Below are 20035 nucleotides of genomic sequence, written 5' to 3'. Positions count from 1 at the left end.
GTTACTCCTCCGTTACCTGAACCTTAAGGGTAGCCTTTACTTCAGTGTGTAGTTTTATACTTACTTGAAACACTCCCAAATGACGAATCGGCTCTCCTAGCTCAATCTTGCGCTTATCGATGGAAATGCTTTGAGTGGAAGCTAGCGTTTCAGCAATTTGTTTGCTCGTGATTGCGCCGAATAAACGGCCGCCTTCACCTGCTTTTGCTTTCATAGTAAGGGTAAGCTCATCTATCTTCTTGCCCAGTTGCTGAGCTTCTTCTTTTTCGTTATCTTTACGGCGTTGTTCAGCAGCTGCTTGATTCTCAAGCGTCTTCACATTGCCTTCCGTTGCCGGACGAACTAATCCACGTGGTAATAGGAAGTTCGAAGCATAACCTTCGGATACCTCTTTAACCTGACCTTTTTTACCTTGACCCTTAACATCTTTTATGAAAATGACCTTCATTCGAATAAACCCTCTTTCGATTCGATTTCAGCCAGCACTTGCAGCAGTCTGGCTTCTGCTTCTTTACATGTTCCTTCTAGCTGTACCGCGGCGTTCGATAGATGCCCACCGCCACCCATTTTTTCCATCACGACCTGTACATTCATACGCCCAAGTGATCGAGCACTAATGCTTATCAGGCCGTCTGGTCGCTCACTAATGACAAATGAAGCGACTACGTTCGTCATCCCAAGTAATGTATCCGCAGTCTGAGCGATAAGTAGCTGTGGAATCTTCATACCTGGTGCCGTAACGACCAAGGCGATTTGATCATAAATCATACGCGCATGTTTGATAATCTCGGCTTTTGAAATATACTCCTGTAAATCCTCCTTCAGCATACGCTGAATAAGAACGGTATCCGCACCATTTCGGCGCAGAAACCCTGCAGCTTCAAATGTACGTGACCCTGTATGCAGTGCAAAGTGCTTCGTATCTACAGTAATTCCCGCTAAGAGCATTGTAGCATCCAATGGACTAATCTTTACCTTCTCATGGATATATTGAAGCAACTCTGTCACCAGCTCACAGGTTGATGAAGCATAAGGCTCTAAATAGACAAGTACAGCATCGTTGATGAACTCTTCACCTCTACGGTGATGATCCACGACCACAATTCTACTCGCATATTGCACAAGCCGCGGTTCCATTGTCATAGACGCCTTATGGGTATCTACAACAATAAGCAGTGTATGCTCCGTCATCACTTGTAAAGACTGCTCCGTTGTGATGAACGACTTAAACAATTCATCATCTTTCCGAATCTGCTCCATCATGTTCGTTATGGAAGGATTAGGAGTCTCCATCACAATGCTTGCCTCTACATTATACATCTGTGCGGCTCTTAGAAGGCCAATCGCAGCACCAACAGCATCGATATCTGGTGTCCGGTGGCCGAGGATCAGCACACGGTCGCTCTCCTGCATTAAATCACGCAGCGCATGCGCAATGACTCGTGCCCGCACTCGTGTACGCTTCTCCGCAGCATTGCTCTTTCCACCGTAGAAAGACAACCTCTGACCTGCTTTTACAGCAGCCTGATCTCCACCTCGGCCGAGCGCCATATCCAAACTGGATTGTGCTAAAGCACCTAGCTCGCTTGCAGAGTCCGCTCCAAATGCCATACCAATACTCAGTGTCATGGGCACTTTAAGGTCGGCCGTCATTTCCCTAATCTCATCGAGAATAACGAATCGACTTTCTTCCAGTGCTTGCAGACTACGATGATTAAGTAGCATTAGATAACGCTCAGACGACAGACGACGCAGATAAACATCAAACTGTTTACTCCATTCGGTGATCTCACTCGCTACCTTAGCGATCAGAGAAGTACGCTGTTGATCATCCATTCCTTGAGCAGATTCATCTAGATTATCCATCATCACTATGCCAATCGCCAGCTTCTCATCCTCATAACGTTCACGTAGCACCACAAGCTCAGTGATATCATACATGTAAAGAATACGTTCACTTGGAATAATGACAGCTTGGTAAAATCGTTCATCCACAGTGAGCTCAAGGCGAGTGTCATGCAATACGCCTTCTTTGTGAACATCCCTTTTTCCCGATACATTCGTCGTAAAAAAAGACTGCATATCCGGCAGCAATTCCAGTAGCGGTTCCCCAACTAAAGACTTGCGCGCAAAAATATCACCAGCATAGCGGTTATTCCATTCTACTGTTCGATCTTCGCTAAACAGAATGATTCCGAGGGGCAGCATACTCACTGCTTCTCCCTCCACTCGCTTAATACGAAAAGTTAATCCATTAATATATTCCACCAGATTACGGCGGAACGAAATTTCCGTCTTCAGCATATAGAAGCATAATGTACCTGCCAGAAACAGGCTAACGACCCCAAGAGCCCAGTTATAAATACTAACAATTATAATAAGGGCCAACAGCAGCATGAACGCCCATACGGTATGATAGCCGTGCCAGCGTCTTTGCAGAAATTTAGGCATGAACTCTCACCCTATCGTTTCGATTTCGTCACATACTCCCGCAGTGGGAAAGCAAGATCAATAATACCGATAATGCGTAGCGGCGGCAGCAAAATGACCGGTATTGCTAGCAGAATGGCAACCATCTTGTTCCATTTGCGTTCATGCGCCAGGAAGAAGAAAAATCCAATCGCCTGAATCATAAAGCCAATTCGTAGCAACGGCAGTAGATTGGCAGAAATCATGAGGATGTAATTATTCTCTGATCCTGAGAAGAAGAGCTGAAGAACCACACCAATCAAATAATACCAAATAAACGATCTCGAAAGTCTCCATTCACGAGCAGGCTTCATCTTAGGCACCGCATAATTCATACTGTTCAGAATCGGACGAACAATAGAATGCGTAATGACAGCTATCATAAAAGAGCTTACGATTAGAGTCATTGGGATCATTTGAACCGTCATATGACTTAGCTTGTTTACATCCTCAGTCGTAAATCCAAGATCAGTAAACAGTGGATTAGCAGTACCAAGATCAGACAGAGGCGAGTTAACCATCTGCAGCACATCGTTCACATAGCTAGACAAATCAAAGTTAAATAACGCCGTACCGAGTAATAAGAGTAACAGGAATTCTCCAAGAATCGTAACCGTACCTGCAATCACGGTAGATACTGCTGAAGCATGTCTTTTATACCAACGTCCCATAACCAGAGCAGGTATTAAGAAATACGCCGCGATCAGCACATAAATAGGTGTAATCAGTCCAACAATCAGCAACACCGGCAATACGTGTAGAACGAATTGTTTGGTGTTCAGCGTAGTGAATAACACTACTGCCGGAACAATCATAAATAGGGTAGTGATGATGAGCAGTGGAGTCGTTAAACTAAGCAGCAAAAGTAAATATACTACGCTCCAAGCCACAGATGACCAGCGAAATTTCAACAGTATTCACCTCTTACGCATATGTTCTTCTAAAGCAGATATATCTTGATACCATTCTTCCAGTTGATGCCCTTCCTGCTTATGCTTTCTGAGCTTCTCGAGTAGCAAGTCATCTAATTGACGATAGGGAATCCCTAGTCTGCGGCCCAAAATATAAGAGCTCATAATCAAACTAGCCAGGCTGTCACCCACACGGGTAGTACTGCCTTCCCATAACGCTTTAAATAACCGTGAAACTTGGTCAATCACTTCTGTTTTTAACCATTCAATTACCTTGGCGCGTTTAGCGACATCCAGATCCTTCGGCACATTGGACACGTCTCTCTACCTCCGGCAAAAAGCTTTATTCTCCATTATAGCATAAAAAATTCCGTGTCACACAAGGGCGCCCCGCGCACCTTAAGTATGCTTCAACAAGGGATGAACTAGTACTTCTTACATTTTTAAAAAAGACCTGCTTTCCGTTATCGCCGGAAATACAGGCCTTGTTCCGATTGCTTCTATTACCGCGAATAAATTGGGCTATAATGACTCTTGAGATTGTTTTGATACAAATTTCTCACAATATTCTATGACTTGACTCCGGCGAACGATGCCAATAAACCGGTTCATATCATCGACTACAGGAACAAAGTTCTGTACCTTAGCCAAATTAATCAGATCTTCCATATCCGCATCAATCGAGACAGGTCTGTTATTCATCCTCAACGGCAAATCTTTAAGCAAGAATTTTGAAGCGTTCTCGAAAGTAACCTTGCCCTCGGATTCCTTCATATACCAGAGCAGATCACCCTCTGTAACCGTACCAGCGTATTCTCCATTTCGGTTCAGAATAGGGACAGCCGTATAACGGTGATACTCCATCCTCTCCAACGTTTGGCGTAGCGTTGAATCGATCGTTACGCAAGCGACTTCCTGTTTCGGAAGTAAAAAAAATGCAATATTCATCTCTTGATCCTCCTCAAAGAGTTCCGAAGGAATTACGGTTCTTTAACTTCCTTTTACTACCATGAAAAATCATTAATACGTGGCAGCTTAATAATCGTTCCAATACATTATAGCATGAAGACAGTAAGCAGCAGCCATAAGAATGTGAATGGCTGCTGCAATTAATTATATGAGTTTGAACTCCACTTTAGAATTATTGCGTAACTGCTGTTGATTTAGGCTCCAGTGCATTACTTGCTTTTCCCGGCTCAATTAGTTGATCTACAGGTGTTGCTGCACTCATCCAGTTGTCGATCATCGCCTTAGCTTCACTCAAATCCTCTTCATCAACGATATCATAATAAACACCATCCATACGTTTACCTTCACCCATAACTGTGAAGCTTGAGATATCCATGCCTTTTCCGCCCATGAATTTTTTGGCTAGACTAATGATCATCGAAGGCTCTATATCGGTTTTAAAATTATCTCCCATAATATCCAGCAACTTCGGAATGTTGCCAATTTGACTGATCGATAACATTTTATTCGCTACAACATCAATAAAAACCTGTTGACGTTTGGTTCGGTTAAAGTCACTATCCTCACGATAACGCGTATAGTTCAGTGCTTCTTGTCCGTTATAAAGCGACTTTCCAGCTTCAATTGTAAACTTTTCATGATCCTTACCCTTGTTCACAATGTCTTTCTTAATCGGCAGCGGAACGCCTCCAATAGCATCTACAGCATCCTTGAGTCCTTGGAAATTTATTGTCGCATAATATTGAATATCATGACCAAGCAGAGCTTCTAGAGAATCCTTGGCCATCTGTTGCCCCCCAAAAGCATAGGCATGTGTAATCTTATCCTTTTTATTATCCTTATGACCTATAATTTCCGTATACGTATCACGCGGAATAGAAATGAGCAGGATCTTATAGTCCTCAGGCCGAACAACAGCGTACATCATGGTATCTGAACGTGCCGTTTCATTATCACGTTGATCGGTACCTAGCAACATAATTGAGAACGGATCGCTCTTGTACACAACCGGTTCTGGCTTAACCTTATTATCATCCTTAAGCGGCTGGTAGGATTCTTCCTTTAGCTTAGTTTCAACCCTATCAGACAAAAAGAGGTCGAAGGCTAATACAGCCAGGGAATTACGAAACAGAAAGCCTCCTGCTATAATAACAACAAGAACAATGAGGGCGATATATCTTTTCTTTATTTTTTTCATCTTTGATTCCTTCATTTTTGATTCCTTCTTTATTGTAGAATAATTGCTTGCCATATATATAATGCTTCCTGAATCTTTATCAGGCAGTCATGACTTTATTTCTCACGGCGATCAACTGACCCTTATTCCATTATCTTATTGTCCCCCCTTTCAAGAAATTCAGGTCATTCAAAATTATAGAAAAAAAAGTTTTTTGCGGTTCTAAAATAATGTGCACTAAAACAATATTTCTATTGTAATCACTAAATGGATAAAAAGAAACCACAAATAACGACATGAATAGGGAAAAAGCACCAAACCAAGTAATAAATACTGGTATGGCGCTCCGACTTTAGTTCCTAATTCTGAGCGGATTCATCATATGTTTAACCCGATCTCCGGATTGTAAACCACGGAAAAATCCGTAATCAAATAATTTTGCTGCCCCTTCAAATCGGCTCTCATAAGTCTTTGCCCCCATAACGACTGCAATAAGCCTATGCCCATCCCGCTGAGCCGAGCCTGCAATACAGTATCCTGCCCGGTTATTATGTCCAGTCTTTAAACCATCTGTACCCTCATAAGCGTAAATGCCACCCATAGCTGGCAACATGAAATTGCTATTACTTACATATAGCCCCTTATTCTTCAAATGCATTTGTGTACGGCTGGAAATATTGAGAATATCCGGATGATGAAAGATTAGTGCGGCAGCCAATTTAGCGGTATCACGAGCTGTCATCATAGTCTCACCGCTGATATGCATATTCGGATCAGTGAAACCAAGATCCTTACCTGATAGTCCCGTTGCATTAGTAAATATTGTACGAGAAGATAAGCCTAGACTACGTGCCTTATCGTTCATCATGAGCACAAAAGAGGCTTCTGAACCAGCCATATACTCAGCCAATGCAACAGTAGCATCGTTGGCAGAATAAATAGTGACTCCTTCGAATAATTCTCTTATAGTATAGAATTCTCCCCGCTTCAATGAGAGACTTGTGCCGCCCATTTTACTTGCATAGGCACTAATTGGGACTCTATCCTCCCATCTAATCATTCCAGAGGAGATTTGATCCAGCACAATCATTTCTGTCATTAATTTAGATACACTGGCCGGTGGCATGGGTACATCACCATTAATATCCACCCATATATCTCCGGTATCCATATCTAGAAGCACTGCTGATTCCGCGTCAATATTCGGTTTAAAACCAAGCCCAGTTGGCCTCCATACCGCAATTAAGACAACGACTAATACAGCTGCGATTGCCCCCACTACTATCCGTCTCTTCATCGTCGTCATCCTCCATACTATATATGACGAATGAAACTACAATTTGATTTCACTTTTCACAAAAAATTATTATTTTATTTTTCGTCCTCTTCCTTAATCCACCATTTATAAGGGTCTATAATCGTACTCATTGAATTCACGCGAACGCCCTGTAGGCGCTTATTTACTGGAACAATCGCTTTTCGTTCGGCAAAAAAGATCATAGGTACCTCTTCATTAACCAGCTTCTGCCACTCATAATATATTTCTTTACGATAATCCATATCGTATGCCTTCATACTTACGCCTTCACGAATCAGCTCTTCATTCCGCTCTGAAGACCAACGGGGATAGTTCCATAGATCATTTTCTCTCCATAGACCTGTTGGATCGGGATCACTCGCTAGCCCCCATACTCCGTAAAATAGTTCGATAGACGGATCATCGGCTTCCACTGCATCGTAGAAAGCATGGAATTCCTTTAATGCTCCACCGTTTAGCTGTACATCGAGTCCAACATCACGCCAATTTCTTAAAATGGCATTAGTACGTAGCTCTGCTGTTTGACTGCCTAGCATAGAATCAAAATGGATCATCAGCTTCTGGCCCTTTGGGTCTTCCCGTAATCCGTCACCATCTAGATCCAAGAACCCAGCAGCATCCAGCAGTTCCTTGGCCTTTGTAGGATTATACAGATAAGCATTAATCTCAGTATCAGGGATCTTCGCCCAGCTAGTGCTAGATATAGGAGTCTCTACAGGCTCAGCTAGACCGTGGGAATATGCTTTGATGATCCCTTCACGATCTAAAGCATAATACATAGCTTGCCGTAATCTTTTGTCTTCAAATTTAGGATTATCCATTACGATGGTCTCGGTTTCCGTATCCCAATGCCCGAATTTAAAACCTATATATTCATAGCCTAGCTCAGCAGTTTGCAGGATGTTAATATTCTCCAGTTTTTTTAGATCATCATAAGCATCACGAGGGGCTGACTCTATATCAATCTCTCCTGTTTGAAAGCGTTCAGCCACTTCCTTATCGTCAAATGCCTTATACACTATCCCATCCAATAGCGCTTTGCCCTTGTAGTATTGATCAAAACGTTTCATTTCTACCCTCTGGCCAGGCTGAATATGTTCAACCTCAAAAGGGCCAATACCTATAGGAGATTTTCGCATCTGGTCACTTTCAGGCATATCTTTAACAGCAATTCCAGTATAGTATTTTTTATTCATCGGATAGGGCCACAGACTATCGATGGTGTTTACCCGTGCAGCAGTTACAGTTATTTTCAAAGTATAAGGATCTATAACCTTCAATCCGGATATGCCCTTCGCTTCTCCCTCATGATAGGCCTCTGCACCCTGAATCATTTCAACACTATAATAATGCGAGCCCGTATAATCTGGACTAGCAATAGTTTCAATTGCGAATTTCCAATCCTCTACCGTTAATTCATCACCGTTATGCCAACGGATTCCCGGTTTAATTTTAAAGGTAAATACTTTATGATCATCAGATTCCTGCCAAGAGGCAATATTAGGAACCGTCACTAGTTCATCATTTACCTGAAACATCGGCTCAGTAATAAATTCCAGCACATGAAAATCATCTTCACCTTCATAAAAAGCAGGCTCAAACAAACCCGTAAATGGTGAGGAGAATCCGTAGGTAACTACTCCACCAGCTTGTGGCTTATCGTCTACTACATTATGGCGCGAAGATAATGGATTACTGCTAGAAGTTGTTCTACTACATGCTGACAATAGAGTTGCCATCACGAGCAGCGTTAACAACAACCTGCATATTTTCTTATTATTCATGTGTTTCTTCCCTTCTCTAGTTGAACGTATATCTACATTTAAGTTATGGAACATAAATATTTTTACTGTAACAAAGTTTTATGGTGGTTACAATAACTTCTAAGCCCTAGGCCTTTACTCCTGCTTGAAATTCACTTATTTCGTTATATCTATAAAAAAAAGACCTGTCTCGTGGACAGATCTTCATTGAATCTATTCTTCATCTCTGTGCGTAATCGTTAAACCCTCAACATGTTTACGCTGCATCAACTTGCGCTTTTTACGTGTATCCTTACTCTCAAAAATAATATCAAAGTCATATTCCTCCGGGTACAGCTCTTCTTTTGAAAGATAGGGCTTCAACCGCTTATGGTTAATTTTCATTTTTTGCTTCTGGATCATCACCCCAACCATTCCTAAATGATCTCTCTTCTCATATACGATCCCTGTCCGGCCGAGTGACGTTACCACAACTGCATCTCCAATTTCAAATTGAATCAGCTTCTCCTTGCTGCGGTCAGATGGAGCAGCCTCTTCTTCTGCGTTGCCATGCTCCTTTTCTGGAAGTGCAGCATATTCTTGCTCTCCATCTTCTTTGCAGAAAAGACTTCCCCATGCCTCTCCGCTGCCTTTCTGTAGCCTTTGTTGCTGCGCCTCTACGATTTCCCATGATCTCTTAATAACGTTATCCTGTATCCTCAGCTTTTTAGCGATCTGCAGAGCGTAACTTTCCCCTGCTTCTCCAATCGTCAATCGATACAACGGCTGTAGCGTTTCTTTATCAAATTCCATTCGCGCATTTTGAAAGCCCGTCGTTGCGGCTGCAAAGGCTTTTAGCTCATTAAAATGTGTAGTAACAATAATATTCGCCCCTTTACGGCTCAGCTCTTCCAGAATGGCGATAGAGAGCGCAATGCCCTCCCCGGGATCCGTACCAGCCGCCAGCTCGTCAATGAGCAGCAGCACCCCCTTAGATGCATCTCTCAGCATTCCCTCAATACTCTTCATTTGCGCCGAGAATGTGCTGAGTGATTGTGCCAGACTTTGTCCGTCGCCAATTACACTGATTACATCCGTGAAAATAGTGAATTCGCTGCCCTCCTCGACCGGAATCAACAGCCCTGATTGAGCCATGATCGTCAGCAGCCCTAGTGTCTTAAGGACCACAGTTTTACCACCTGTATTTGGGCCTGTAATGATGAGGGATTTATACCCCTTACCTACCTCCAGATTGATCGGAATCATCCCCTTCAGCATGGGATGCCTGCCTCCAATCATCTTTAGAAAGCCTTTCGCATTCAGCGTAACAGAAGATGCCCCCAGCGTTCGTGCATATTTAGCTTTAGCAAAAATAAAATCATACGTACCCGTAGCCTCAATATTAAGGTGCAGGGCAGCCTGTTCCTGTTCTACCAAGCTAGTCAGCATGCTGAGGATTACGGCTTCTTCTCGCGCCTCTTCACCCAAAAGCAAATCAAGCTCAATTTGGAGAGCAGCGATCTCGTCTGGTTCAATAAATACCGTCTGTCCACTTGTGGATTGATCAAGCACCGATCCTTTTATTTGTTTATGATATTCCCGTTTTACGGGGATAACGTAACGTCCACCTCGCTGACTATAAATATTCTCCTGCAAAATCGATTGATGGCGTGACATAATTCCGTCGATTTTTTTATGAAGACGTTCTTTAGCCACTACAATCCGTTTACGAACTCGCTCTAAACCCTTACTTGCTCCATCATCAATCGCACCAAAACGGATACAGCGATCAATAGTCTCCCTCACGTGATTTAACTCCATCAACGAGGATGCATATGAAGCAATCCGTGGAGCGCTCTGTTCTTTAGAGGCCATATATTTTCGCAGTTGACTACAGCTCTTAAGAAATGTAGCAACCGCAGTGAAATCTTGTTCACTGTACAAATATCCAGTCCCCATTAATGACATGATCCACTCAATGCCTTCTAATGAAGGAATGGGTACACTCGATCCTCGTTCCAACAGTTCTTTAGCTTCAGAAGTTTCCTCCATTGCTCTTTGAATCGTCGGCAAATAGGTCATTGGCATAAGCTCTTCTACAGCTTTTTTTCCTACATAAGATACTGCGTGGCGCCCAAGCTCTGTTTTAATGATTTCGTATTCCAGCATGTTTAGACTTTGTAAATTCACAGCAAATCCTCCTTCAAATCTCTATTGGTTTGGACCTAATTCTCCATAACGCAAAGAAGGGCAAAGAATGCCACTATGGCAGTCTTTGCCCTTCTTTTTATACTGATGCCCTCTATCGTCCTAAGGCCCCGAAATGAGAACAGGTGCCGAAAAACAAAAAAACCGTGCAATAAGAGCACGGTTAATTACAAAGAGAACAACAGCCGTAAAGAGGCCATTTGACGCTTCGTGTGTTCTTAACTAAATCATCCACCCGTAAGGAACAACAGACTGCTGCGTAATACGAACTCAAATAGAGCACGTAATCGCCTCATGACGAGCCTGCTAAAGCCTTCCTAATCAAGTGTTATGAAATTGCTAGTTAAGAACGGTCACCGACATCAAAATTTCCCCTTTAGTTATAGGATAGCTGTAATTTAACATAATAAAGTGCCAACGTCAAACGATTCAACGCCCAAATAATTCGATTTCATGCTTACCCTACTATTAATGCTTCCTTTTCTGCATACAAAAAAAGCAGCCGGTTTCCCGACTGCTTTTATAAAACGTCCTATTCCGTTGTGTAAGGAAGCAACGCGATTTGACGCGAGCGTTTTACAGCAATGGTAAGAGCGCGTTGGTATTTTGCACTTGTACCTGTTACACGACGTGGCAAAATCTTTCCACGTTCGCTGATGAACTTCTTAAGAAGTTCGGTATCTTTATAATCAATGTGAGTAATCTTGTTCACAGTGAAAAAGCAAACTTTTTTACGCTTGTTGCGTCCACCACGACGTGCCGGTCTTTTGTCGTTGTCAGCGCCTTCTCTTGGTTTAAAAGCCATATTCTTTTCAGTCCTTCCTAATTAAAATGGCAAATCATCATCCGATATATCAATCGGTTTACCATCGCCCGAAAAAGGATCTTGAGTATTGTTGTTACGCGAGAAATTATTGTTGTTATTTCCGCGTCCAGCGTTACCACCGCCACCATATGCTGGCTCTTCAGGCATACTACTTGCACCACTTGAAGTATTTCCACCTTCACGGCTCTGTGCAGATTCCAGGAAACGAACATTATCAGCAATAACTTCAGTTACGTATACACGTTTGCCTTCGTTATTCTCATAATTCCGCACTTGGATGCGTCCTTCCACTGCTGTCAGACGACCTTTGCGCAAGTAATTGGCACAGGTTTCTGCTAGCTGTCTCCAGGTTACAACCGGGATGAAGTCTGCCTCACGTTCACCGTTCTGGCCCGTAAAGTTACGATCTACGGCTAGCGTAAATTGCGTTACGGCAACACCAGCGGGAGTATAACGAAGTTCCGGGTCACGGGTCAACCGTCCGATCAAAATGATACGGTTCAACAATTCTGGTCCCCTCCTTTAGAGCGATTCATTACAAAGCTTGTCAAGATCTTAAGCAACGTCGTTCGTAATGAGATAACGAATAACTTCGTCAGAAATCTTCATAAGACGTTCTAATTCAGTAACTACTGCAGGTTCTGCATTGAAGTTAACCAAAACATAAACGCCATCACGGAATTTCTTGATCTCATACGCAAGACGGCGTTTACCTTGCACTTCGTGCTTTGTAATTTCCCCGCCATTGGAGATGATGCCTTGGAATTTATCGACTGCTGCTTGAACGGCTTCTTGTTCAATGTCAGGACGAATAATGTACATCACTTCATATTTGCGCATAATTTTCACCTCCTTATGGTCTGAGGCCCCTAATCACGTCAGGAGCAAGGAACGAGCACAAACATAGACTCGCACCTGATTAATATACCAAAATGAACAGCAGAGTGCAAGCAATATTAATACAGGACAACTCCTCCCCCTCTTTTTACATGAAAAAATCACTACCTGCGCACAATAATTACGAATTCATCTACACTAAAAAAGGAGGAATAATGATGGGTGAGAAAACGGAATATGAAGAAGGCGACAAGGCCCCCAATCCAGGCATGTACACAGAGGTAGGCGAAGCGCGAAGCTTCCATACTGAGATTTCGAATCCACAGCACATCAAGATGGAAAAAGGGGACACCTTCCCTGAGACCACCAACAAAAATCGAAAGTGGAAAAAGGTTGAAAAAGCGCGCGTACACTAGTTCGAGCATATTAAAAAAATAAATGTGTATAAAAAAACCGACATTACACATACTATACTCAGGCAGTACAAAAGAGAGGTGTGGTTCCGTTGGCCGTCGTAGACGAACACAATCACAGGAGATCTGATTCAGCATCTATTGTAAGCTGGGAAGAGTAGTGGGTTATTGCCTTAAAAAAGCATTAGCCTCAGCAACGCCTAAATCACTTTAGTCGCTATAAACAGAGAAATTCCAACATCATTGATGTACTGCCTCCTGAAGAAGGACCCGAAAGGGCCCTTCTTTTTGCGTTATATCTTATCCTGTTTATCGGCTATTATAGACACAAAAAAACCTCCGTTACAGGAACGAAGGATTCATTAAATGTTATATTATGCTGAAGTGGCGGAGAGGGTGGGATTCGAACCCACGCACGCTTTGACACGCCTAACTGATTTCGAGTCAGCCCCCTTGGGCCTCTTGGGTACCTCTCCGCAGCAAAAATAATTGTATCATGCAGACATGCCATTTGCAAGCTTAATTATTGTCTGTATTTTCCTCCGCAGAGCGCAGTACCTTCTTCATATTCTTCTCGAATTTAGCACGGGGAATCAGAACACTATGCTGACAGCCTGTACATTTAATTCGGATATCCATTCCCATGCGAATGATTTCCATTTCATTAGATCCACAAGGATGCTGTTTCTTCATCTGTACTATATCCCCAAGCTGAAAAACTTTACGTTCCACTATTCTTCCCCCTCTTCTCCTTCTTGTGTAGCTGCGATTTGCCGTCTTGATCCAGTGTTTGCCGACCCTGTAACTTCTAGCGCATGTTCTGTTTTTGCAAGATCTATTTCAGCCTTCGCCTCTGCCTCTGCTTTCTTACGTGCTTCCTCTTCAGCTTGAGCCAGTTCCAGCATACTCTGTTTCTCTAATGCCTGCTTTATATCGTTCTGAATTTGTCTTTCCGCTGCATCTCTTGCATTAGGAGCACAGCTGGCAGCTATACGAATCACATATTCCGAGGTACTCATGGACTGTATACCGAGCACATTAGGGTAAGCAAGCACATTGGAGTTGCGCTCTTCTATTCCTTTTAGCGCCTCGCCAATTAATCCTAACGTAGCTTCCAAGCTTCGCTCCATTTTAACAGGAACATCAACTACAGCCAATGCATTGGAAAGAGAATAGTTCGTTACATTCGTAATTAGTCCATTAGGGATAATAAATACTTCTCCGGTTGTACTTAACAGTCTTGTTGTTCGCAATCCGATTAATTCTACAGTCCCTTTATAAGTACCTGTCTGAATTACATCACCAACCGCAAATTGGTCCTCCAAAATTATAAAGAACCCTGTAATAACATCCTTCACCAGGCTTTGCGCTCCAAAACCTACTGCAAGACCAAGCACACCCGCTCCGGCCAACAAGGGTGCCAAATCGAAGTGGAGCTCTGAAAGAACGAGCATGATCATCACAAAATTACAGATAACCGTTACTACATTTTTCATCAATTCCCCTACCGTAGTAAACCTTCGTGTGTTAGACAGAATTCTGCCGCCGGTTTTACGTTCAAGCGAACGATCAATAATATTAGAAACAATCTTAATAATAACCCTAGTTAAGAGATAAATAATAAGAATTCGTAGTCCTGATAATAAGACATTGGCCCACATATCAGCATCGGTAAACCAATTCCATACCTTATCTTTAAAACGCAAGGCTTCTTTTACAGCATCACCGGGAGTAGTAGCCTCTAATATCCACCTATTCATATTGTATATTCCTCCCTACCTCTCAATCAGTATGTAGTTCTCGTTGTGTTTTCCGTAGATACCGCGTATTTCGATATTCTGTTCCGTTACTATCTTCTGTACCTCTTCCAGTGCACTTTGATAAAACTGAATCGATATCGCGCATCCTGCCGTGATCTCTTTCGGGGTTGGAAATATATCAATTTCAATTTCCGCATACTCAAGCAGCATTTCAGCACGAAGCGCCTGCTGGGTAGAGTCAAACGCGATCAACATCTCTTCCTGCATATACGTTACGCCTCCCATAGGTTTATCGTCCTATCTCTTGCCGCTGTAGTATAAAACCCCTCTTCTATCCATATACTAGATACCATCAAATAGAATCAGCTTCAGAAAGGAAGATGGTATGAATTTTTCATCGAAAGCTACATCAGCGCAAGAAACGTCCTGTTTAAAAATATCACATACCGATCCCGATATCTATTCTGCTATTACCCACCGACTACTGTTTCACTTTGCACGTACACGCCCGGAAACACAGATTGTCGTCATTTGTGTAGGTACGGACCGATCCACAGGAGATTCTCTTGGCCCTCTTGTTGGCACTGCATTGTCACGTTTTCATAGTCCGCTGTTTCATTTATATGGAACTCTTGAGGAGCCTGTCCATGCCGTTAACCTTGAGGAAACTCTATCCCTAATCAACGAAAGATATAGTAACCCCTTTATCATCGGTATAGATGCTTGTTTAGGTCACTCTACTAGTGTGGGATGCATCCAAGTCGTTGAAGGGCCTTTGAGACCAGGTGCTGGCGTAAATAAACAATTGCCGCCGGTAGGTGATATCCATTTGACAGGAATCGTTAATGTCGGCGGCTTTATGGAGTATTTTGTATTACAGAACACGCGATTAAGTTTAGTTATGCGATTATCTGATATTATAGCTACAAGTCTATATTCTGCCTTAAAGCAATGGAATCTTCATGCTAGGTCCGCTGCAACGCGAGAGTAACTACTTCTTTTTCTTCAGGTGATAAGACATATTGTGATTCGCCATTCTGCATAGGTTTAGAGTAAATGTAAGAATTCTCACGATTATGAAGACTGGTTAATACAATACCACTACTGTTGTCATCCAGTATAGCGACTGAGAAACTCAGATCATTGCCACGTTCACCAAAGGCATTATAACGTTTCAGCGCAATATTGGACTTCATGCCACGCATTCTAGTTTGAGTTGCTTCTAATACGGTTTTTTGTTCACGTTGTTCTTCTTCCAGCATGTCGCTTTGGTTCTTCAGATCAATTAGAAGGCCTTCCAGATCCTCCACACCGCTCCCAGCCATCATGGCCTCATATTTACGCCGCATAGCACGTAGCTTAGCCCCCTGGGCGATCACAGTGATTATCAGCACCAACATAATTACTGTAAAACCAAACACAAACCACTGCAACTGCTCACTAATTAATTGATTTAATTCAGACATGAATGGACCATCCTTTTTATTCATCTGCTGCGGGCATTGCCATATAACTCATCCATAGCAGCCAGCATTCTGCTTATATTATGCTCTGTCGTATCTACACCTACACTCGCCCGAACAGCACCACTCTCTAGCGTGTCAACCGCCTTATGTGCCAAAGGGGTACAATGCATACCCGCTCTGACCGCTATTTTATAATCACGATCTAGACGGTGAGCAATATTCGCCGATTCTTCTCCATCTACCACAAAAGATACAATGCCAGTTCTCGGAGCCCCTAGAGAGGGTCCTAATATTCTAATGCCTGGGATGTTGGACAACCCTTCCATTAGCTTTTGAGTTAATGTCCATTCACTCTCATGGATAACGTTCGTCCCTAAAGATTGTACCTTTTGAACACCTGCTAGTAAACCGGCAATCCCTACCGTATTTTGTGTTCCCGCTTCGTATCGATCTGGACGAACAGAGGGTTGATCACTGTTTTCAGATTGACTCCCCGTTCCTCCATGCATTAAGGGTTCAAGATCCAATTCAGGTGATATATAAAGCCCACCGGTTCCTTGTGGTCCAAGTAGCCCTTTATGCCCCGGAAATGCCAATAAGTCGATATTCATTTTTTTAACATCAATATCAATTGAGCCTGCACTTTGAGCTGCATCCACTAGAAACACAGCACCATGCGATTTAACGATATCACCAATATTACCGATAGGGAGTATACTTCCTAGTAAATTAGAGCTGTGATTGCAGATCACCATTTTGGTATTCGGCTGGAAAGCATTTTTGAGTTCTTTTAAATCCAATTGCCCTTCACGATCCACTTTTAGATAATCAACTTTTATCCCTAGTGTCTTACGCAAGTATTCCAGCGGCCGTCTCACAGAATTGTGTTCTGTCATCGTTGAAATCACGTGATCTCCCGCTTTAAGCGTCCCTCTGATCGCCATATTCAAACTCATCGTAGTATTATGGGTAAAAGCTATATCTTGCGCATTAGATACACCGAACAATCCCGCCAGCACACTCCGCGTCTTTACTAACACTCGACCGCTTCCTATCGCTAGCGAGTAATTACCTCTACCAGCATTTGCTCCTGACTGCAGAGCATTCATCATCGCAGCTGCAACCTCTGGTGGTTTAGGCCACGAGGTAGCTGCGTGATCCAGATATACGAAGTCTTCCATAACCTCGCTCCTCGTCTATTACCCTTTTTTAATCAACTTATTCAAAAAAACATACCCCTAATTATCCGATTAAGGATATCTCAGGATATGTTCTTGGCATAGATACCCATTTAGTTACCCAATAATTCCAACAATCTTTCTAAATCCTGAGCACTGTAGTAATTCAGTTCAATCTTCCCTTTTTCCTTACCCTGTTTTATTTTCACCGTTGTTTTAAAACGTTCACGCAATACTTCCTCTACATTATCAATATAGGGATCACGTTTAATAACTTTGACTTTAACTCCATTAGTAGGTTTTCGGTCCAAGTTCTTCACTGTTTCTTCTAGCTCTCTTACACTCCACTGTTGTTCCACGCATTGTTCGGCCAGTTGTTTAATTACTTCTGGATCCTTTAAAGCAACAATTGCCCGCGCATGCCCCATTGACATTGTTCCACGTGAAACATATTCTTTTACTTCTTCAGGTAAAGAAAGCAATCTCAGGAAGTTGGCGATATGAGATCTGGACTTTCCTACCTTAAGCGAGAGTTCTTCCTGCGTGAGTGAAAACTGATCCATTAAGCCTTGGTAAGCCACTGCAATTTCCATTGCATTTAGGTTCTCACGTTGCAAGTTCTCGATTAATGCAATCTCCATGACTTGCTGATCACTAAGATTTCTAACGACTGCTGGAATTGTAGCTTTACCACAATATTGCGAGGCACGGAATCTGCGTTCGCCGGCAATGATCTCATACCCCTTCAATACACTACGAACAATGATCGGCTGAATCACGCCATGTTGTCTGATAGATTCTGCTAGTTCTTGAATGGCCTCTTCATTAAAGTCTTTGCGCGGTTGATATGGATTAGCCCGAAGTTGAGCTAAAGGGATCTCAACTACCTTATCATCTTCATTAATTGATAAAGATGGAATTAGCGCATCCAGACCTTTTCCTAATCGTTTACTCATAAGAAATCACTTCCTTTGCCAACTCTAAATACACTTCCGCTCCTTTAGAGCGAGGATCATAAGTAATAATGGATTGTCCGTGTGACGGCGCTTCACTTAACCGGACATTCCGAGGGATAATCGTTCTATATACTTTTTCTTGGAAATACTTCTTAACCTCTTCTATCACTTGAATTCCCAGATTGGTCCGGGCATCAAGCATAGTCAATAATACTCCCTCTATCTTCAGATGCGGGTTGAGATTTTTTTGCACCAGACGAACGGTGTTTAAGAGCTGACTCAAACCCTCAAGCGCATAATATTCACACTGGATCGGGATGATTACCGAATCCGCCGCCGTAAGGGAATTGATTGTTAAAATGCCAAGTGAAGGAGGACAATCGATGATAATATAATCATAATTGTTTTTAACCGCATTCAGCGCCTTTTTTAGCTTTAGCTCTCTGGAAATCGTCGATACTAACTCGATTTCCGCACCCGCTAGTTGAATGGTCGCCGGAATGATATGCAGTCCTTCATTTTGAGTTTCCAGTATGGTTTCTAGAGGATTTACCTCATTTATAAGAATGTCATATATACAATTCGCAACGTCCGCCTTGTTGACGCCAACGCCGCTAGTAGTGTTACCTTGAGGATCGATATCAACTAGAAGCACTCTTTTTCCTAATGTAGCCATACCGGCACCTAGGTTCACGGAGGTTGTTGTTTTACCGACACCGCCTTTTTGATTTGCTATGGCAATAATCTTGGACACTTATTTCACCTCGAATAGTTAGGAAGAATCTTCTCGTAGATCGCAAGTACAAATGTTCCTGACGCTGATATAGCGTCACACTTTATGAAGAATATAGACAACTATTATATACTGGAACTTTAAATTACAGGCCTGGCCAACACATCCCGGTTCTAGCCACACCAAAGGCGGCCAATCACCTCAAGGCCGCCTTCAGCTTTTGAAACAATTTATCTTTTGGGGATTTGGATTACAATCTCGTAATGGTCACCACGGTCATTTTCTGACGTTTTGATTTCCATCCCTGAGCCTGACACCATATCAATAGATTGACGAATTGTATTAAGAGCTAGACGAACATCCTTGGTATAGGAGACCCGCTTTGATTTTTTAGTTTGTGAGACTTGTTTATAGAAAGCAATACGAGCTTCTGTTTGTTTAACATTTAAGCCTTTTGAAATGATTTCTGCCAACACTTTCAGTTGCATCTCCACACTATCGAGTGATAACAATGAACGTGCATGTCTTTCAGAAATCTGACGCTCCATTAACGCCGTCTTAACCTCTTCAGGTAAATTAAGTAAGCGAATTTTATTAGCTATGGTAGACTGACTTTTACCTAGTCGTTGTGCTAAGCTTTCTTGTGTCAATTGATGAAGATCAATTAACTTTTGATAAGCAACAGCTTCTTCAATAGAGGTCAAGCCCTCACGCTGTAAGTTTTCTATAAGCGCAATAGATGCGGCCTGTGAATCATTGAATTCACGAACAATGGCTGGAATCGTCTCTAAACCAAGCTTTTTGACCGCACGCCAGCGTCGTTCACCTGCGATGATCTCGTACACGGAATCTCGCATGCGTACAACTATGGGTTGAATGACCCCATGAGTTTTAATCGTCTGGCACAACTCATCGATCTTGTCGTCATCAAATATCGTCCGTGGTTGGTAAGGACTGCTAATGACCTCATGAACTGGTATTTGTTTAATTTCTTCTCCGCTGCTCCGCTCGGTAAATCCAAATAGCTTGGTAAATTGTTCTTTCATTCCGTTCATAACCACCTAATTTCGTT

General features: G+C 42.6%; 22 protein-coding genes and 1 tRNA gene. 2 read left to right on the top strand and 21 right to left on the bottom strand.

What is annotated here, in order from left to right:
* Position 1: 1 nt before the first annotated feature.
* From rplI to rpsF, 12 genes are all read right to left on the bottom strand, one after another.
* Positions 2-448 carry a 50S ribosomal protein L9 gene (gene rplI / locus PAENI_RS08220; protein ID WP_042193036.1) on the bottom strand — a complete coding sequence of 149 codons (447 nt, stop codon included), beginning with the start codon at positions 446-448 and terminating at the stop codon, positions 2-4.
* Entirely contained in the window at positions 445-2451 is a 2007-nt protein-coding gene (locus PAENI_RS08215; RefSeq protein ID WP_042193037.1) for a DHH family phosphoesterase, read from the bottom strand. Before PAENI_RS08215 ends, rplI begins: the two co-directional genes overlap by 4 nt.
* Before the next feature lie 11 nt (positions 2452-2462).
* Entirely contained in the window at positions 2463-3380 is a 918-nt protein-coding gene (locus PAENI_RS08210; RefSeq protein ID WP_149644935.1) for a DUF2232 domain-containing protein, read from the bottom strand.
* Positions 3381-3386: 6 nt separating this feature from the next.
* Entirely contained in the window at positions 3387-3689 is a 303-nt protein-coding gene (locus PAENI_RS08205; protein WP_170880353.1) for a MazG-like family protein, read from the bottom strand.
* Between the two features lie 213 nt (positions 3690-3902).
* Positions 3903-4328, bottom strand: a complete 426-nt coding sequence (locus PAENI_RS08200; RefSeq protein WP_042193039.1) for a CBS domain-containing protein — start codon at positions 4326-4328, stop codon at positions 3903-3905.
* 193 nt (positions 4329-4521) lie between these two features.
* Positions 4522-5562 (bottom strand): LCP family protein, encoded by a 1041-nt coding sequence (locus PAENI_RS08195; protein ID WP_179085792.1) that lies wholly within the window; start codon positions 5560-5562, stop codon positions 4522-4524.
* A gap of 316 nt (positions 5563-5878) precedes the next feature.
* Positions 5879-6823 carry a D-alanyl-D-alanine carboxypeptidase family protein gene (locus PAENI_RS08190; protein WP_149644934.1) on the bottom strand — a complete coding sequence of 315 codons (945 nt, stop codon included), beginning with the start codon at positions 6821-6823 and terminating at the stop codon, positions 5879-5881.
* Positions 6824-6897: 74 nt separating this feature from the next.
* Entirely contained in the window at positions 6898-8628 is a 1731-nt protein-coding gene (opp4A, locus tag PAENI_RS08185; protein ID WP_149644933.1) for an oligopeptide ABC transporter substrate-binding protein, read from the bottom strand.
* A gap of 192 nt (positions 8629-8820) precedes the next feature.
* On the bottom strand, positions 8821-10776 hold the full coding sequence (locus tag PAENI_RS08180) for an endonuclease MutS2 (protein ID WP_149644932.1): 1956 nt from the start codon (positions 10774-10776) through the stop codon (positions 8821-8823).
* Positions 10777-11326: 550 nt separating this feature from the next.
* Positions 11327-11599 (bottom strand): 30S ribosomal protein S18, encoded by a 273-nt coding sequence (gene rpsR / locus PAENI_RS08175; protein WP_036651767.1) that lies wholly within the window; start codon positions 11597-11599, stop codon positions 11327-11329.
* Between the two features lie 21 nt (positions 11600-11620).
* On the bottom strand, positions 11621-12127 hold the full coding sequence (gene ssb / locus PAENI_RS08170) for a single-stranded DNA-binding protein (RefSeq protein WP_149644931.1): 507 nt from the start codon (positions 12125-12127) through the stop codon (positions 11621-11623).
* Positions 12128-12175: 48 nt separating this feature from the next.
* Positions 12176-12460, bottom strand: coding sequence for a 30S ribosomal protein S6 (gene rpsF, locus PAENI_RS08165; RefSeq protein WP_036677776.1), 285 nt, complete (start codon positions 12458-12460; stop codon positions 12176-12178).
* 215 nt (positions 12461-12675) lie between these two features.
* Between rpsF and PAENI_RS08160 the strand changes: the two genes are divergently transcribed.
* On the top strand, positions 12676-12873 hold the full coding sequence (locus tag PAENI_RS08160; protein ID WP_042131720.1) for a YjzC family protein: 198 nt from the start codon (positions 12676-12678) through the stop codon (positions 12871-12873).
* A 382-nt stretch (positions 12874-13255) separates the two neighbouring features.
* Here the strand turns inward: PAENI_RS08160 and PAENI_RS08155 are convergent.
* The 4 genes from PAENI_RS08155 to PAENI_RS08140 all read right to left on the bottom strand — a co-directional run bounded on the left by PAENI_RS08155 (position 13256) and on the right by PAENI_RS08140 (position 14897).
* Positions 13256-13346 (bottom strand) — tRNA-Ser (locus tag PAENI_RS08155).
* Positions 13347-13389: 43 nt separating this feature from the next.
* Entirely contained in the window at positions 13390-13602 is a 213-nt protein-coding gene (locus PAENI_RS08150; protein ID WP_042193044.1) for a DUF951 domain-containing protein, read from the bottom strand.
* On the bottom strand, positions 13602-14630 hold the full coding sequence (locus PAENI_RS08145; protein WP_149644930.1) for a mechanosensitive ion channel family protein: 1029 nt from the start codon (positions 14628-14630) through the stop codon (positions 13602-13604). Before PAENI_RS08145 ends, PAENI_RS08150 begins: the two co-directional genes overlap by 1 nt.
* 15 nt (positions 14631-14645) lie before the next feature.
* Complete coding sequence (locus PAENI_RS08140) at positions 14646-14897, bottom strand: putative Se/S carrier protein (protein WP_149644929.1); 252 nt, start codon at positions 14895-14897, stop codon at positions 14646-14648.
* A gap of 118 nt (positions 14898-15015) precedes the next feature.
* Here PAENI_RS08140 and yyaC point away from each other — a divergent pair, with 118 nt between their 5' ends.
* Positions 15016-15621: a spore protease YyaC gene (gene yyaC / locus PAENI_RS08135; protein WP_042131724.1), complete on the top strand. Its 606-nt coding sequence runs from the start codon at positions 15016-15018 to the stop codon at positions 15619-15621.
* On the opposite strand, the gene PAENI_RS08130 is transcribed toward yyaC, so the two are convergent.
* The 5 genes from PAENI_RS08130 to noc all read right to left on the bottom strand — a co-directional run bounded on the left by PAENI_RS08130 (position 15596) and on the right by noc (position 20009).
* Positions 15596-16096 (bottom strand): DUF4446 family protein, encoded by a 501-nt coding sequence (locus PAENI_RS08130; RefSeq protein WP_042193049.1) that lies wholly within the window; start codon positions 16094-16096, stop codon positions 15596-15598. The two genes, yyaC and PAENI_RS08130, sit on opposite strands and share 26 nt — an antisense overlap.
* A 20-nt stretch (positions 16097-16116) precedes the next feature.
* Positions 16117-17277: an aminotransferase class V-fold PLP-dependent enzyme gene (locus tag PAENI_RS08125; RefSeq protein ID WP_149644928.1), complete on the bottom strand. Its 1161-nt coding sequence runs from the start codon at positions 17275-17277 to the stop codon at positions 16117-16119.
* 110 nt (positions 17278-17387) lie between these two features.
* A complete protein-coding gene (locus tag PAENI_RS08120; RefSeq protein WP_149644927.1) occupies positions 17388-18230 on the bottom strand; it encodes a ParB/RepB/Spo0J family partition protein in 843 nt (280 codons plus the stop codon).
* Positions 18223-18984 (bottom strand): ParA family protein, encoded by a 762-nt coding sequence (locus PAENI_RS08115; RefSeq protein ID WP_042131728.1) that lies wholly within the window; start codon positions 18982-18984, stop codon positions 18223-18225. The genes PAENI_RS08120 and PAENI_RS08115 overlap by 8 nt, the downstream gene beginning before the upstream one ends.
* A gap of 209 nt (positions 18985-19193) precedes the next feature.
* Complete coding sequence (gene noc / locus PAENI_RS08110) at positions 19194-20009, bottom strand: nucleoid occlusion protein (RefSeq protein ID WP_076285062.1); 816 nt, start codon at positions 20007-20009, stop codon at positions 19194-19196.
* Positions 20010-20035 lie beyond the last annotated feature (26 nt).

It is taken from the genome of Paenibacillus sp. B2(2019) (genome assembly GCF_008370385.1).
Taxonomy (GTDB): Bacteria; Bacillota; Bacilli; order Paenibacillales; family Paenibacillaceae; genus Paenibacillus_AQ.
The sequence above is the reverse complement of the archived record's forward strand: the minus strand, read 5'-3'. Positions and strand labels throughout refer to the sequence as shown.

What these genes read in the sequence shown, in the direction of transcription:
- rplI (WP_042193036.1), bottom strand. Translation starts at nt 448, where the DNA reads ATGAAGGTCATTTTCATAAAAGATGTTAAGGGTCAAGGTAAAAAAGGT.
- PAENI_RS08215 (WP_042193037.1), bottom strand. Translation starts at nt 2,451, where the DNA reads ATGCCTAAATTTCTGCAAAGACGCTGGCACGGCTATCATACCGTATGG.
- PAENI_RS08200 (WP_042193039.1), bottom strand. Translation starts at nt 4,328, where the DNA reads ATGAATATTGCATTTTTTTTACTTCCGAAACAGGAAGTCGCTTGCGTA.
- PAENI_RS08195 (WP_179085792.1), bottom strand. Translation starts at nt 5,562, where the DNA reads ATGAAGGAATCAAAGATGAAAAAAATAAAGAAAAGATATATCGCCCTC.
- PAENI_RS08190 (WP_149644934.1), bottom strand. Translation starts at nt 6,823, where the DNA reads ATGAAGAGACGGATAGTAGTGGGGGCAATCGCAGCTGTATTAGTCGTT.
- opp4A (WP_149644933.1), bottom strand. Translation starts at nt 8,628, where the DNA reads ATGAATAATAAGAAAATATGCAGGTTGTTGTTAACGCTGCTCGTGATG.
- rpsR (WP_036651767.1), bottom strand. Translation starts at nt 11,599, where the DNA reads ATGGCTTTTAAACCAAGAGAAGGCGCTGACAACGACAAAAGACCGGCA.
- rpsF (WP_036677776.1), bottom strand. Translation starts at nt 12,460, where the DNA reads ATGCGCAAATATGAAGTGATGTACATTATTCGTCCTGACATTGAACAA.
- PAENI_RS08160 (WP_042131720.1), top strand. Translation starts at nt 12,676, where the DNA reads ATGGGTGAGAAAACGGAATATGAAGAAGGCGACAAGGCCCCCAATCCA.
- PAENI_RS08145 (WP_149644930.1), bottom strand. Translation starts at nt 14,630, where the DNA reads ATGAATAGGTGGATATTAGAGGCTACTACTCCCGGTGATGCTGTAAAA.
- PAENI_RS08140 (WP_149644929.1), bottom strand. Translation starts at nt 14,897, where the DNA reads ATGCAGGAAGAGATGTTGATCGCGTTTGACTCTACCCAGCAGGCGCTT.
- yyaC (WP_042131724.1), top strand. Translation starts at nt 15,016, where the DNA reads ATGAATTTTTCATCGAAAGCTACATCAGCGCAAGAAACGTCCTGTTTA.
- PAENI_RS08130 (WP_042193049.1), bottom strand. Translation starts at nt 16,096, where the DNA reads ATGTCTGAATTAAATCAATTAATTAGTGAGCAGTTGCAGTGGTTTGTG.
- PAENI_RS08125 (WP_149644928.1), bottom strand. Translation starts at nt 17,277, where the DNA reads ATGGAAGACTTCGTATATCTGGATCACGCAGCTACCTCGTGGCCTAAA.
- PAENI_RS08120 (WP_149644927.1), bottom strand. Translation starts at nt 18,230, where the DNA reads ATGAGTAAACGATTAGGAAAAGGTCTGGATGCGCTAATTCCATCTTTA.
- noc (WP_076285062.1), bottom strand. Translation starts at nt 20,009, where the DNA reads ATGAAAGAACAATTTACCAAGCTATTTGGATTTACCGAGCGGAGCAGC.